The organism is Nocardia vulneris (assembly GCF_001613425.1).
GTDB lineage: Bacteria > Actinomycetota > Actinomycetes > Mycobacteriales > Mycobacteriaceae > Nocardia > Nocardia vulneris.
In genome coordinates this window covers 151,782-165,775 of the sequence record NZ_BDCI01000039.1, presented here as the reverse complement: position 1 = coordinate 165,775, position 13,994 = coordinate 151,782, and the positions used below count along the sequence as shown (strand labels likewise).

Genomic DNA, 13,994 nt, shown 5'->3' with positions numbered 1-13,994 from the left:
ACACCTCCATGGAGGCCGGGCCGATGGTCCGCAAGGCCGAGATGAAGGGCCAGCAGTGGATCAAGTCCTACGAGGACTGGAACGTCGACACCGGCCTGGCCACCGGACTGCCCGGCAAGGCGCAGATCGGCAAGGGCATGTGGGCCATGCCGGACCTGATGGCCGACATGCTGGTGCAGAAGATCGGCCACCCCAAGGCCGGCGCCAACACCGCGTGGGTGCCCTCGCCCACCGCGGCCACCCTGCACGCCACGCACTACCACCAGGTCAACGTGCTCGACCGGCAGCAGGAAATCCTCAAGGGCGGCCCGCGCGCCACCGTCGACCAGATCCTGGAGATCCCGCTCGCCGCGGCCCCGAACTGGTCGGCCGAGGAGAAGCAGCAGGAGCTGGACAACAACTCGCAGTCCATCCTCGGTTACGTGGTGCGCTGGATCGACCAGGGCGTCGGCTGCTCCAAGGTGCCCGACATCGAAGACGTCGCGCTCATGGAAGACCGTGCCACCCTTCGCATTTCCAGCCAGCTGATGGCGAACTGGCTGCGCCACGGCATCGTCACCGCCGACGAGGTGGTGGCCAGCCTGGAACGGATGGCGCCGATCGTCGACCGCCAGAACGCCGGCGACCGCAACTACCGCCCCCTGTCCCCGGACTTCGCCGGCAGCATCGCCTTCCAAGCCGCCAAGGAACTCATCCTCGAAGGCACCAAGCAGCCCAACGGCTACACCGAGCCGATTTTGCATCGGCGTCGTCGGGAAGCCAAGGCGGCTTGTAAGTAGAGCGGTTCTGTGCTCGGAAGGTAGTGGCCAGTAGGCATTTGCGCTAACCCCCGAGGCCCGCTCCGGAGATGTCCGGAGCGGGCCCGCGGCGCTATCGTAGGGCAGCTCGAACGCTGGTTCACCCGCTCGCGACGGCGCACTGTTTCGCTGCTTGCTAAACTCTGCAATTGGGAGTGGTCGAAGCGCTACTCCTGCTGCGACGGAAGGGTGTGGCACGTGCCAGGATTGAGCAGGCCGCTATACCAGATGAAGGCCGACTTCTTCAAGACGCTCGGACATCCTGTGCGGATCCGTGTGCTGGAGTTGCTGAGTGAGCGTGAGCACGCGGTGTCGGAAATGCTGAGCGAGATCGGCGTAGAGTCGGCGAACTTGTCGCAGCAGTTGGCGATTCTGCGCCGGGCCGGGCTGGTGCGTGCTAGCCGTACGGGCTTGTCGGTGACCTATGAGCTCACGTCGCCGGAGGTCGCCCAATTGCTGGCTACGGCAAGGGCTATTCTCACAGGTGTTGTCGCTGGTCAGGTCGAGGCGCTAGAAGAGCCTGCCTGAGTCCGAGGTCTTTTGGGGCGTTCTTCGCATGCCCTTTGATTGCAGAATTTCTAAACTAAGTACCTAGTAGTTCAAGAAGGAGAATCGCGTGTCCGACCACGCCATCGCCATCCAGCCCTCCGCCGTGCCGACCGACCATACGGGTGTCCTGTCCTGGGTGGCCGAGGTTGCCGAGTTGACCGCACCGGATCGAATAATGTTCTGCGACGGATCCCGAGCGGAGTGGGATCGGTTGACCACTGAGCTGGTACGCCAGGGCACGTTCGTCCGGCTGGACGGCAAGCCGAATTCGTTCTGGTGTGTGTCGGATGCAGAGGATGTGGCTCGGGTAGAGGACCGGACCTTCATCTGTTCCGAGGACCGTGACGATGCCGGTCCGACCAACAACTGGGTGGATCCGGTGGACATGCGCACGGTGATGAGTGAGCACTACCGCGGATCAATGGTCGGGCGCACAATGTTCGTGATCGCCTACTGCATGGGGTCGTTGGACGCCGAAGATCCGAAATTCGGTGTGCAGATCACCGACTCGGCGTATGTAGCAGTGTCGATGCAGATCATGGCCCGTTCCGGCGCCCCGGTGTGGGAAAAGCTCATCGAAGGAACCGAATTCGTCCGATGCCTGCACTCGGTCGGTGCTCCGCTGGCAGACGGGCAGGCAGACGTCGCATGGCCGTGCGACAAGACGAAGTACATCGCGCATTTCCCGGAAGCCCGCGCCATCTGGAGTTACGGCTCGGGCTACGGCGGCAACGCGTTGCTCGGCAAGAAGTGCTTCGCGCTGCGCATCGCGTCCGTGCTCGGTCGTGACGAGGGATGGCTCGCCGAGCACATGCTGATACTGAAACTGACGTCCCCACGGGGCAAGACGCACTACATCGCGGGTGCGTTTCCCTCCTCCTGCGGCAAAACGAATCTCGCCATGCTGGAACCGGCATTGCCGGGCTGGAAAGCCGAGACGATCGGCGACGATATCGCATGGCTGCGTTTCGGAGCGGATGGCCGTTTGTACGCGGTGAACCCGGAGGCGGGTTTCTTCGGAGTCGCACCGGGCACGGGTGCCACGACGAACCCCAATGCGATCGCCACGATCGACGTCGGCAATTCGATCTTCACCAACACCGCGCTGACCGACGATGGCGATGTGTGGTGGGAAGGCTTGACCGAGGTCGCACCCGGCCACCTCATCGACTGGCGTGGCAAGGACTGGACGCCGAAGTCGGGAACGCTCGCCGCACATCCGAACTCGCGATACTGCACGCCGATCGAGCAGTGCCCCTCGGTGGCCGCGGAATGGAACGATCCGACCGGAGTACCGATCTCTGCCATCTTTTTCGGAGGGCGCCGTGCCACGACGGTCCCGCTGATCACCGAGTCGTTCGGCTGGGAACACGGGGTGTTCACCGCATCGGTGCTGTCCTCGGAGACGACCGCCGCAGCCGCTGGGCAGATCGGCGTCGTGCGCCGCGATCCGATGGCGATGTTGCCGTTCCTCGGCTACCACGTAGGCGACTATTTCGCGCACTGGTTGCGGCTCGGGGCGGCCGCAGATCCTGCCGAACTGCCGAAAATCTTCCAGGTCAACTGGTTCCGCCGAGGCACTGATGGACAGTTTCTGTGGCCGGGTTTCGGTGAGAACGTACGGGTCCTGAAATGGGCGCTGGAACGTCTCGACGGCGCGGCCGGCGCCGTCGAGACGCCGATCGGTTATGTGCCGAATTCTGCGGACTTGGACCAGTCGGGTCTGTCCGATGGGTATCGCGACTCGGTGGCCGATGCCTTGGCCGTGCACGTCGAGGAATGGGTGGCCGAGGTCGCGGCAATTGAGCAGTGGTACGACACGATCGGTGCGAGGATGCCCGAGGCCCTGCGCGTCCAGCTCTCCGCGCTCAGGGCTCGCCTCGCAGTGGCGCACTGATCGTGCGTGCGTTTCTGCCGAGTTGGTCGGACTGGAGCCCGGGTGTCCGCGCACCGGGTGCGGATCTACTGTCGGGTTTGATCGTCGCCCTGGTGGCGCTTCCGCTGGCGTTGGGCTTCGGAATCGCCTCGGGCCTCGGCGCGTCAGCCGGGCTCGCCACCGCCGTTGTCGCGGGCGTGGTGGCCGCGGTGTTCGGAGGCTCGGGCTTCCAGGTCTCAGGACCCACCGGCGCAATGACTGTCGTGTTGGTTCCGATCTTCCACCGGCACGGCGCACCCGCCGTGCTGGCCGTCGGGCTGCTGGCCGGCGTCGTTCTGGTGGTGCTGGCCTTCGCGCGAGTGGGACGCGCAGTCCGCTACATGCCCGCACCGGTGCTGGAGGGCTTCACGGCGGGAATCGCGACAGTGATAGCGCTGCAACAGGTTCCGGCTGCGCTGGGGATCGCGCACGCGAACGGGGAGAAGGTGTGGCAGTCGGCTTTCGACGCGGTCCGCCAGTATGCCTCGAATGCGAACCCGATGCCACTGATCACCGCGTTCGTGGTCGCCGCCATCGTCCTGGGTGGTGGTCGGTTGCTACCGAGGTTGCCGTTCGCGCTGATCGCCGTGACCGGGGCGACGGTGGCGGCCCAAACCATGCACCTCGAGCTCACCCCGATCGGTGCCATTCCTTCCGGATTGCCCTGTCCCAGTTGGGAATTTCTGCACCTCGATGAACTTGGAGCACTTGTCGCACCCGCCCTGGCGGTGGCGGCCCTGGCCGCGCTGGAATCACTGTTGTCGGCCTCCGCCGCGGACGCGATGGCAGTGGGCGCTCGATACGATCCGGACCGAGAGCTACTCGGGCAGGGGCTGGCCAACATCGCGGCCCCTTTGTTCGGCGGAGTGCCCGCGACCGGTGCTATTGCTCGTACTGCCGTCAACGTGCGCTCCGGTGCGCGCACTCGGCTGGCGGCCCTCACGCACGCGCTCATCCTCGCGGGGATCGTCTATCTGGCCGCGCCGTTGGTTGCGGACGTGCCCTTGGCGGCGCTGGCCGGTGTGCTGCTGGCCACCACGGTGCGCATGGTGGAGACGGCCTCCCTCGCGGCAATCGCACGGGCGTCGAAAGGAGACGCTGTCATCATGGCGGTGACCTTCGGCGTCACTGTCGCCATGGATCTGGTCACCGCGGTTGCGGTGGGGGTCGGCGCCGCGGTGCTGCTCGCCGTGCGGGCAGTGGCGAAAGAGGCGCGGCTGCAACAATTTCCGATCGACATCGGGAGCGACGACAAGGAACGCTGGACGGAGGAGCATGAGCTGCTGCACGACCACATCGTCGCCTATCGGATCGAAGGGCCGCTGTTCTTCGCCGCCGCGCATCGGTTCCTGCTGGAGCTCGCCGAGATATCGGACGTACACGTGGTGATTTTGCGAATGTCTCGCATCACGGCGTTGGATACGACCGGCGCGCTTGTGCTCGCGGATGTCATCCGAAAGCTGGAGCATCGGCAGATCACCGTCCTGATGTCGGGCCTGCGCGCCGATCACCGTCGCCGCCTGGCTGCTATCGGCGCATTACCGGTCGGCGGTGCCGCGCACATTTTCGGGCACACCCGAGAAGCCATCGTGCACGCGCGTGGGCACCTGCCGAGCGGCGTCGAAAGCGCGCGACGGTGAAAGTGGCGTTACCGTTCGACCTGTTTCACCGCTGTGCAGCCGCTGGTGATCGCCCAGCGGCTGCCGGAGGCGAACCGCGTCGTCGTTGCCGAACTCGGCTGTGGCGGTTCAGACCTCGAGATCCTCCTCGATGTCTTTCAAGCGACGCCGGGCAAGGGCAAGGTTGCCACGGCTGCGATCCAGGGCGAGGTAGAGGAACAGGCCCCTGGTCCTTCGGCCATGAGTCGGGCGGATCAAGTGATATTGGCTGCCGAGGGTGATCAGCACATCCTCGATGCCTTCGTCGAGCCCGAGTTGCTCGATCGTGCGCATCTTGGCGCGGACCAGTTCGGTATTGCTTGCTGCCGCGAGTTCGATATCCAATGCCTTCGAGCCACCCAGGTGGCCTAGCGGCATGCCACTGCCGTAGTCGACGACAGCGGCACCGAGCGCGCCGTCCAGCAGCATCATGTCCTTCAATGCAACGTCCATGTCCGCCATGGTCATTCCTCTCTAGCGCGGCTTGAAAACCTTCGCGCGCCGAGACGCTACCTACGCGCTCCGGGGCTTGTCCGGCGATTGCTGAAGAATTCCATTAGGTATGCAATTTATATGTTCTGCAATCAAGCAGGTCGGATACCATGACGTGGTCTCGGAGTGCAGTGGTCGGACGGGACCTGCGGCTGCCGACCGAGGCCATTCGGCACTGTGGTCATCCGGTGCGCGCGCGTGAAGGCGCACAGTGGCATCGAGATAGGGGCCCACACCCGCGAAGCTGTCGTGGTAGCGGAGACGGATGTCTGGCACAGCTACCACCTGGTGCCGCCGGGCGAGGAATTGACCGCCGCCGAGCGAGAGCGTTGCTTGTCCGCGATCACCTCTGCTGCGCAACGGTTTCCGTACCTGGTGCTGACCGGTAGCGTCCCGCCCGGCATGCCAGACGACTTCTGTGCTCGGATTGCGCACGGCATCGACCAGACTGTCACTCGCGTCGTTCTCGACATAGCAGGGGCACAATTGCGAGAAGTATTGGGGGAGAGGTCATTCGCGATCCGGCTCGACCGTCGCGAGGCGGCGGGCCTGCTCGGGCGGCCGATCGAGTGTTTCGAGGATGCGCAGGCGGCGAACGATCTGCTTTTGGATGTCGGTGCCACCGGCAATGCGATGACAACTGTGGCCGCGCTGGGTGCCGTCTACTCGAACCGCGCTTCGCATCATCGGATTTCCGCACCCGTGTCGGCATCGCCGCGGCGCAGCGATGCGTGCGCGGGCGACAGCTTGGTCGCAGCGTTCACCCATCGGCTTGCGGCAGGTTCGGACTGCCTGCGCGCCTGCGAATACGGAGTCGCCGCCGCCTCTGCGACCGTGATGCGGCCTGGTACCGAGGTCTTCGACGTCGCGACCGTCGACTCGCTGCTCGGTGCGGTGCGCACCCATCGGGTCGATCGTCAATCCGCGGCCGAGCCGGCATCGCTGTCCGAAGGTCCTTGAGTTCGAGGGCCTTTCGGTTCGTGCGGGGGCCATCGTGCCCTTATCCGCCACCCCGCTGCGGTGAGACGGTAGACGGAGACAACCTGGAGGTAACGACATGGACCACGGACTGCCCGACGACAACACCGTCAAGACAGCACTGGCGCTCGCGGTGCGGGCGCCGTCGGTGCACAACTCACAACCGTGGCGCTGGCGGATCGGCAGCAGGTCGGTGCATCTGTACCTCGATCCCGCGCGAGCGCTGCCTGCCACCGACCCCGATCAACGGGAGATGGTGCTCAGCTGTGGTGCGGCACTGCATCATCTGCGTGTCGCTCTTGCAGCGCTCGGCTGGTCGGCGGTGGTGCATAGGCTGCCCAACCCGGCCGATCCGAACCATCTGGCGTCGATCGAGCTGCTGCGTCACCGGCCTACGCCGACGGAAGTCGAGCTGAGCGCTGCCATCTCGCGTCGGCAGACCGATCGTAGGCACTACACCTCCTGGCCGATCCCGCGCGGGTATCTCGGACTCGCCGCCGAACGTGCGTCAGCGCTCGGGGCGCTCTTGCGTCAGGCCACGGATCGCTCACGGGAACACCTGATCACGGCCACCCATGCCGCGGCGGTTCAGCACGCGATGAATCCGGAGTACCGATTCGAACTCGCGAACTGGAGCGGCACGCACAGTGCCGCCGAGGGCGTGCCTGCACGTAGTGCGCCCGCTCCTCGGGCGGAGGACGAATTGCCGGCTCGAACGTTCGTCGCCCCGCAACTGAGCGACACCGCCCATGAGCCGGATTTCGCGGACCTGCTGGTGCTCGCCACCTCCGGCGACGACCGGATGTCCCGATTGCAAGCAGGTGAGGCACTGAGTGCAGTGTTGCTGACCGCGACCAATGTCGGCCTGGCGACCTGCGTGCTCACCGAACCGCTCGAGATCGCGGAACTGCGCCACGATGTTCGACGTGGTGTCCTCGACGGTAACGCCTACCCCCAGGCGATCATTCGAATCGGCTGGGTGCCCACAAGCGCGGCGCCCCTGCCGATGACACCACGTCGAGCTGTCGACGACGTTCTGGACCCCTTCGACGCTCCGATCGGTTGAACGCGTTTCGCGTCGCCAGTAGGCACAGGTCGATGGCGGTCATTGCGGTGAGGGTATGCCGAGTTCGTCGAGCAGGCCACGCACGCGGTGTTCGATCTCGTCGCGAATGGGGCGCACGGCATCGATGGCTTGTCCGGCGGGATCGTCGAGTTTCCAGTCCAGATAACGCTTTCCGGGAAAGTAGGGGCAGGCGTCCCCGCAGCCCATGGTGATCACCACGTCGGAGGATTCGACGACGTCGCCGGTGAGCACCTTGGGTACTTCGGTGGAGATGTCGATGCCGACCTCGCTCATGGCCTGTATCGCGATCGGATTGACCGCCTCGGCAGGGGCCGAGCCGGCCGAGCGAACCTCGACCTTGCCTGCGGCGAGGTGGGTGAGGAACGCGGCGGCCATTTGGGAGCGTCCGGCGTTGTGCACGCAGACGAACAACACGCTCGCGACGGTGGGGGTGGGTCGGCCGGTCATGCGGGGTCTCCGGTTCGATGCTGGGTCGTGCTGTGCGGGAGGCGGTTTCGCAGGGCGAGGGAGACGTAGACGAGCCCGACGAGGACGGGGACTTCGATGAGCGGGCCGACGACTCCGGCGAGTGCTTGCCCGGAGGTGGCGCCGTAGGTGGCGATGGCGACGGCGATGGCGAGCTCGAAGTTGTTGCCCGCGGCGGTGAAGGCCATCGTGGTCGTGCGCTCGTAACCGAGGTGCAGGAGTACTCCGAGTAGGTAGCCGCCTCCCCACATGAGCGCGAAGTAGACCAGTAGGGGGACTGTGATTCTGACGACGTCGAGGGGGTGGGAGGTGATCTGGCGGCCTTGTAGGGCGAACAGGATCACGATGGTGAACAGCAGTCCGTAGAGCGCCCACGGCCCGAGCGCGGGTAGCAGCTTGGATTCGTACCAGGTTCTGCCCCTGGCTTTTTCGCCGAATCGCCGGGTGAGGTATCCGGCCAGGAGTGGGATGCCGAGGAAGATCAGGACCGATTTCGCGATCTGCCATGGCGAGGTGTGGATCTCGGTTCGGGCCAGCCCGAGCCAGCCGGGCAACACCGAGAGGTAGAACCAGCCCAGGACGGCGAACATGACGACCTGGAAGATCGAGTTGAGTGCGACCAGGATGGCGGCGGCTTCACGGTCACCGCAGGCCAGATCGTTCCAGATGATCACCATCGCGATACACCGGGCCAGGCCGACAATGATCAGCCCGGTCCGATACTCGGGTAGATCCGGTAGCAGCAGCCAAGCCAGGGCGAACATGAGCGCGGGTCCGATGACCCAGTTCAGAACAAGGGAGCCGAGCAGCAGGCGACGGTCGCCGGTGACCGCGTCGAGGCGGTCGTAACGAACCTTCGCCAGCACCGGGTACATCATTACCAGCAGCCCGAGCGCGATCGGCAGCGAGATCCCGTCGACCTGTACCGCCGACAGGGCGTCCCCGAGAGCGGGGATCGCCCGGCCCAGCCCCAGCCCGGCGGCCATGGCTGCCCCGATCCACACCGGCAGGAACCTGTCCAGGCGCGAGAGCTTCCCGACGACGTCGGGGTGTTCGGAGGTGGTGGTCATGTGCTCACCGCCACATCGGCTTCGATCGCAAGTAGGCCCGAGAGGCGTTGCAGCGCTTCGGGAATCACCCGGTAGTACACCCAGGACGCGCGGCGTTCGCTGGTCAGCAGCCCGGCCTGGCGCAGCACCTTCAAGTGGTGGGACACGGTCGGCTGGCTGACCTCGAGTCCCTCGGACACATCGCACACGCATGCTTCGCCACCGGCGCGGGCGGCGATCGCGGAGAGCAACCGCAGCCGCACCGGATCCGACAGGGCTTTGAACATGACGGCCAGTTCGGTCGCGGTGTCCGCGTCCAGGGGTGGGCGGATCCGGGGTGTGCCCGCACAGCCTGGTGCGGGCACACCGATCAACGGCAACTCCGACTTCGACATGCATCGATATTGACAGTTATCGATATCAGCGCGCAAACGAACAGCCGATGAACTCGCCCATCCGAGGGCGTGGGTCAGCAGCAGCTCGCGCCAGAGGCGAGAGCTTTCTCCCTGGCCACGCTGCCACAGCACGCACCCTCGGCCGCGGCTTCTTCGGCGGTGCCACAGCACACCTGCACAGCTTCGCCATCGGCACGCTCTGAATCGGCGAGTTCGGGTGCGGTGCCGAAGGATTCACTGTCGGCCAGCACCGTGTAGACCTCCCAGCGCTCAGCATCGGGGGCGGTGACCCACACCTTGTCCTGGGTGGCGAAACAACACGTAGTCGCGATCTGCTCTTCGGTGAACAACCCCGCCTCCGACAGCCGGGCGATCTCGCCGTGCACCCGCTCGGAGGACTCGACCTCGACCCCGAGATGGTTGATGCTGCCGCCGTGGCCGGCGTTTTCGATCAGGACCAGCTTCAGCGGCGGCTCGGCGATGGCGAAGTTGGCGTAACCGGGCTTGCGCTTGGCCGGCTCGGTGTTGAACAGCGTCGAATAGAACGTGATCGCCTGGTCGAGATCATCGACGTTGAGGGCGAGCTGGACACGGGACATGATGACGAACCTCCACTTGTGAGACATATGTCGAAGAACCGACGAGACCGAGTGTGCCTCACCTTTTCGACATATGTCAACGAGGTGGGTAGTCTGGTTCCATGCCCAAGGCGCTACCCGTGATCGACATGTCCGCCCCGGTCTGCTGCCCACCCGTCGCGGCCGGACCGGTCGACGACGCCGCCGCACTCGAAGTGGCGTTGCGGCTCAAGGCAATCGCCGACCCGGTCCGGGTGAAGCTGATGTCGCTGCTGCTGACCAGCGCGACGGGTGCGGAGAACAGCGGCGAGCTCGCCGCCGTCGTCGGCGTATCGGAGTCCACGGTCAGCCACCACCTCGGTCAGCTCCGCACCGCGGGGCTGATCGAATCCGAACGCCGGGGTATGAACACCTTCCACCGCGCGCGTCGCGACGCACTCAGTGCCCTCTGCTTGGTCCTCGACCCCAACTGCTGCTGACTGGAAGTAACCGGACTGAGCTTAACGAAGCCGAGACCGCGCGTGCTCATCGGCACTTTGACGCTCAACGGATTCGCCGGGCACGAAAGGGGGTGGACGCTCGATAAGCCTATCTCGGGCCGGCTGCCACCACGGTGAGCGCCGCGGCCAGGTGCGAGCGCGCGTCTTGTGCGATGGGGCGCAGTCCTGGTTGGTTGTCCGCGCGCAGCAGCAGATCTGGGTCCACCGCTTCGACGACAATGGTGTCGTCCTCGGCGCGTACCACCACGTTGCAGGGCAACAGTTTTCCGACCTGGCGGTCGATATCGAGCGCCTGCCGGACGAGGTTCGGGTTGCAGGCGCCGAGGATGACGTAGTCTTCTATGTCTGTCCCGAGTTTGGCGAAAAGTGTTGCTCTGATGTCGATTTCGGTCAGGATGCCGAAGCCCTGCGTGGTGAGTGCGTCACGTACCAGCGATACGGCCTGGGCGAACGGCGCCGAGACGCGCACGGTGAGATCGGCCGCAGCGATGGGGAGGCGGATCTCGGTGAGCAGGTCGCGTGGATCGAGCGCTTCGTCCGGCGCGACCAGGTATACCTCGGTGGGTGGTCCGGCCTGCTGGTACGGCGAGCCGCGCAGCCACTCGTAGAGAGCGTTGTAAGCGTCCCCGATCAGGTGGTAGGAACCTCGATGAGTGAGGCGCGCGAACGTCTGAGGTTCGGTCTGCCGCAGCGTCATTTCCTCGTTGGCGCCGCCGATCGGATTCGGGAAGACCGGTAGCCCGAAGTCGACCTCGGCCTTGGTGCCAGGCCGGAATTCGCCGATATAGGTGGTGGTCGGCGGTCCGGCGGGCGCGAGTCCGTTGGCCGCGGCGAGCCCGTAGAGCGCGTCCATTCCGTTGCCGATGTCTGCGCCGGCCTGGTCGGTGCGCACGGTGCGGCGCAGTTCGAGGATGGTGTACGGGGTCGAATGGTCGACCGAGATCTGATACGTCATGGCCAGCTCCTCGGGTTCGCCTGTCCGGCTGGGGATCGGCGTGCGGTATCGACGCTAGGTAGCAGTCGAGGTGCGCCACTAGTGCCGAACCGACGCGCGCGGAGGGACTTTCGGCCGCGGTTGCCGAGACGAGCCCTGAAACAGGTCACTCGGCCGCTGACGAGGGACCTTGTTCCCTGCCCGCGGGTGGCGCTGAGCGGGATCCTTGAAGACAACACAGGACTGAAGCGAGGCGAACGGCGATGTCGGAGCACACGATTATCCCGATCCACACGTCATGGATTCGACTGATTCGCTGGTGGTCGACCCGGCCGTGGAGCCCCAATCCCATGCTGCGGACATCGGATCGCTGTGAGGCGTTGGTGCGGATCATCGCGATACTGGCCGTGCTCGTCGCGGTGCCGGTGGCGGGTGCGCTCGGCACATCGGCCTATACCGAGAGTGCCGCACGGATCGACCTCGAGCGAACCACGAAACACAGTGTCAGCGCGGTACTTACGGAGAACCCGACCAAGACCGCGCCGTACGAGTACCAGGCCCGCGTTCAGTGGATGGACGCAGAACATCCGGGTACTGCCGTCGTACCGGTGCCGCGCGGACGGCAATCAGGTGACCTGGTGACGATCTGGCTCGGCGCGGACGGTTCGCCGACCACCGAGCCACCGGAAGCCGTAGCCGCCGTCGTGACCGGGATCGGTGTGGGCGTCGTCGTACTCGTCGGCACCTGGCTGTGTGGTTGGTGCCTGGTTCGTGGCACCGGATGGGTGCTGGATCGGCACCGCAACGCCCGATGGGCCGATGAGTGGCGGCAACTCAGCCGCCCGATCAGTAAGGACTGAGAAAATGATGTATTGGTATGGCGACGCTGCGCACTGGTGGATGTTCGCGCTCATGATCTTGTTCGCGCTGCCGCTGTGGGTCGCCGTTGTCGTCGCGATCGTTGCGCTCAGCAGGGGCGATCTCGCCCCGGAACCGAAATCGCAGGGGCCCGTGCGGCTGGCGCCGGAGGCATTGCTGGCCGAACGTTTCGCCAGCGGCGAACTCGATGAGACCGAGTACCGGCGTCGACTGGCCGTGCTCCGCCCGACCTCGGCGCCGAAACACGGCGACGCACACCACCCGCAGCACTGAACCCGAGAGGCTGAAATCCCATGACTACCGAAAACGTCTCGTCGGCAACACGATCCGACCCGATCATCGCCGCGGTCGACGGCTCGGCGAGCTCGTACCAGGCGGCGGCGTGGGCGGCTGTCGAAGCAACCCTGCATCGTCGCCCACTCCATCTGTTGACCTCTATGGCGATCCGGACCGGTTACGGGCCGGGGATGTCGCTGGGTGAGTCCGATCTCGAGTGGCTGCGGCGCGACGGCGAACGAATCCTGCACGAGGCCAAGCGAATCGCTCGAACGGCCGCGCCGGGTGAGGAACCCGTCATCAGTACGGAAGTGTCGTTCGAACTGGTGATACCAATGCTGATCGAGCGGTCCGCGCACGCGTCCATGCTGGTGGTCGGCAGTCGCGGGATGGGCGCGTTCCAGCGCGGGCTGCTCGGCTCCTTCAGCACTGCCACGACCCACCACGCCCACTGCCCGGTCGCCGTGATCCACGGGATCTCGGCGATAGACCCGGTCTCGGCAACCCTGCCGGTGCTCGTCGGCGTGGACGGCACCGCCAACAGCGTGCCCGCCCTGGAGCTCGCCTTCGAGGAAGCATCCCGCCGCAAAGTAGGTCTCACCGCGCTGCACGCCTGGAGCGACGTCAGCGGAATGGATCTGCCGGTCGCAGGCTGGGACGGCGCCCAGGAGTCGTCCGAGGCCATCCTCGCCGAAAGTCTCGCCGGCTACGCCGAGCGTTACCCCGATGTCACCGTACGCCGAATCGTCAAGGCCGACCGCCCTGTTCGCTCATTGCTGGACGAGTCGGCGAATGCCCAACTGGTTGTGGTCGGCAGTCACGGACGCGGCGGCTTCGCGAGCATGCTGCTCGGCTCGACCAGCAACGCGCTGTTGCACTCGGTCGAGGCACCGATGATCGTCGTCCGCGAACGTTGACCCGGCACCACCGGCCTGCGCCGGTCCCGACCGCGGGACCGGCGCAGACGGCCGGGCCTGGGACCAAAGTCCCTCGAATCCCCTCCGATGGGCTCCATCGGGCGAGTCGTCCTCGGCGCACGCTATTTCCTGAGCATCGTGGAGCGAAGGCTCCGGCCAGGGATACCGGCTGGTTCCCGCCCGGCCGGAGCTCGGCGACGCCACGCTGCTGCATCTGCTCACCCACACCTCCGGCATCAGCGAGATCGTCCGGCCCGCACAGGCATTGCGTCCCGACTTCGGTGAGAGCGTGGCACAGCAGCGACCGGTGCCGACGCCGGCCGAGTTCTACCGGGGTGCACTGCACACCAACGCCGAACCCGGGACGCGGTGGATTTATACCGATCACGGCTTCGCCACGGTCGGCCAGATCATCGAGGACGTCAGCGGCGTGCCGCTGGCACGGTACCTGCGCGAGCACATCTTCGGACCGCGGTAGGCCGATATTGCGAATTCTGACCCCGGTCCCTGCCCTCCTGCGGGGGC

The 13,994-nt window shown here is 65.7% G+C and carries 17 protein-coding genes; 11 read left to right on the top strand and 6 right to left on the bottom strand.

Translation table 11 applies throughout. The annotated features are described in order from the left end of the window. From NVU01S_RS34210 to NVU01S_RS34195, 4 genes are all read left to right on the top strand, one after another. Positions 1-779: aldolase/citrate lyase/malate synthase family protein (locus NVU01S_RS34210; RefSeq protein ID WP_507762150.1), on the top strand; the 779-nt coding region annotated here is incomplete at its 5' end. Between the two features lie 246 nt (positions 780-1,025). Continuing rightward, positions 1,026-1,325 (top strand): ArsR/SmtB family transcription factor, encoded by a 300-nt coding sequence (locus NVU01S_RS34205; RefSeq protein ID WP_014984413.1) that lies wholly within the window; start codon positions 1,026-1,028, stop codon positions 1,323-1,325. Positions 1,326-1,413: 88 nt separating this feature from the next. After that, entirely contained in the window at positions 1,414-3,243 is a 1,830-nt protein-coding gene (locus NVU01S_RS34200; RefSeq protein ID WP_043674949.1) for a phosphoenolpyruvate carboxykinase (GTP), read from the top strand. 2 nt (positions 3,244-3,245) lie between these two features. Next, positions 3,246-4,901: a SulP family inorganic anion transporter gene (locus NVU01S_RS34195; RefSeq protein WP_167829411.1), complete on the top strand. Its 1,656-nt coding sequence runs from the start codon at positions 3,246-3,248 to the stop codon at positions 4,899-4,901. Positions 4,902-5,009: 108 nt separating this feature from the next. Here the strand turns inward: NVU01S_RS34195 and NVU01S_RS34190 are convergent, their stop codons facing one another. After that, entirely contained in the window at positions 5,010-5,381 is a 372-nt protein-coding gene (locus NVU01S_RS34190) for a hypothetical protein (protein WP_043675127.1), read from the bottom strand. Positions 5,382-5,537: 156 nt separating this feature from the next. Between NVU01S_RS34190 and NVU01S_RS34185 the strand changes: the two genes are divergently transcribed. After that, complete coding sequence (locus tag NVU01S_RS34185) at positions 5,538-6,371, top strand: 1-phosphofructokinase family hexose kinase (protein WP_082032170.1); 834 nt, start codon at positions 5,538-5,540, stop codon at positions 6,369-6,371. Between the two features lie 97 nt (positions 6,372-6,468). Beyond that, a complete protein-coding gene (locus NVU01S_RS34180; protein ID WP_043674951.1) occupies positions 6,469-7,455 on the top strand; it encodes an Acg family FMN-binding oxidoreductase in 987 nt (328 codons plus the stop codon). Between the two features lie 39 nt (positions 7,456-7,494). Here the strand turns inward: NVU01S_RS34180 and NVU01S_RS34175 are convergent, their stop codons facing one another. The 4 genes from NVU01S_RS34175 to NVU01S_RS34160 all read right to left on the bottom strand — a co-directional run bounded on the left by NVU01S_RS34175 (position 7,495) and on the right by NVU01S_RS34160 (position 9,984). Then, positions 7,495-7,923 carry an arsenate reductase ArsC gene (locus NVU01S_RS34175; RefSeq protein WP_043674953.1) on the bottom strand — a complete coding sequence of 143 codons (429 nt, stop codon included), beginning with the start codon at positions 7,921-7,923 and terminating at the stop codon, positions 7,495-7,497. Next, a complete protein-coding gene (arsB, locus tag NVU01S_RS34170; protein WP_043674954.1) occupies positions 7,920-9,011 on the bottom strand; it encodes an ACR3 family arsenite efflux transporter in 1,092 nt (363 codons plus the stop codon). Before arsB ends, NVU01S_RS34175 begins: the two co-directional genes overlap by 4 nt. Further along, complete coding sequence (locus NVU01S_RS34165; protein ID WP_244467364.1) at positions 9,008-9,277, bottom strand: ArsR/SmtB family transcription factor; 270 nt, start codon at positions 9,275-9,277, stop codon at positions 9,008-9,010. The genes arsB and NVU01S_RS34165 overlap by 4 nt, the downstream gene beginning before the upstream one ends. 182 nt (positions 9,278-9,459) lie before the next feature. Continuing rightward, positions 9,460-9,984 (bottom strand): ArsI/CadI family heavy metal resistance metalloenzyme, encoded by a 525-nt coding sequence (locus NVU01S_RS34160; RefSeq protein WP_043674958.1) that lies wholly within the window; start codon positions 9,982-9,984, stop codon positions 9,460-9,462. 101 nt (positions 9,985-10,085) lie between these two features. Between NVU01S_RS34160 and NVU01S_RS34155 the strand changes: the two genes are divergently transcribed. After that, positions 10,086-10,442 (top strand): Rv2640c family ArsR-like transcriptional regulator, encoded by a 357-nt coding sequence (locus tag NVU01S_RS34155; protein ID WP_043674959.1) that lies wholly within the window; start codon positions 10,086-10,088, stop codon positions 10,440-10,442. Between the two features lie 109 nt (positions 10,443-10,551). Here the strand turns inward: NVU01S_RS34155 and NVU01S_RS45375 are convergent, their stop codons facing one another. Next, the gene (locus NVU01S_RS45375) at positions 10,552-11,418 is read right to left on the bottom strand and encodes a DUF302 domain-containing protein (protein WP_082859555.1); all 867 of its coding nucleotides are present in this window, start codon (positions 11,416-11,418) and stop codon (positions 10,552-10,554) included. A gap of 242 nt (positions 11,419-11,660) precedes the next feature. Between NVU01S_RS45375 and NVU01S_RS34145 the strand changes: the two genes are divergently transcribed. The 4 genes from NVU01S_RS34145 (at position 11,661) to NVU01S_RS42780 (ending at position 13,947) form a co-directional block, all read left to right on the top strand. Continuing rightward, positions 11,661-12,257 (top strand): Rv1733c family protein, encoded by a 597-nt coding sequence (locus NVU01S_RS34145; RefSeq protein WP_425287702.1) that lies wholly within the window; start codon positions 11,661-11,663, stop codon positions 12,255-12,257. Between the two features lie 4 nt (positions 12,258-12,261). Beyond that, entirely contained in the window at positions 12,262-12,549 is a 288-nt protein-coding gene (locus NVU01S_RS34140; protein ID WP_043674961.1) for an SHOCT domain-containing protein, read from the top strand. 20 nt (positions 12,550-12,569) lie between these two features. Continuing rightward, complete coding sequence (locus NVU01S_RS34135) at positions 12,570-13,469, top strand: universal stress protein (protein ID WP_043674963.1); 900 nt, start codon at positions 12,570-12,572, stop codon at positions 13,467-13,469. 169 nt (positions 13,470-13,638) lie between these two features. Continuing rightward, a complete protein-coding gene (locus NVU01S_RS42780) occupies positions 13,639-13,947 on the top strand; it encodes a serine hydrolase (RefSeq protein ID WP_082032171.1) in 309 nt (102 codons plus the stop codon). Positions 13,948-13,994 lie beyond the last annotated feature (47 nt).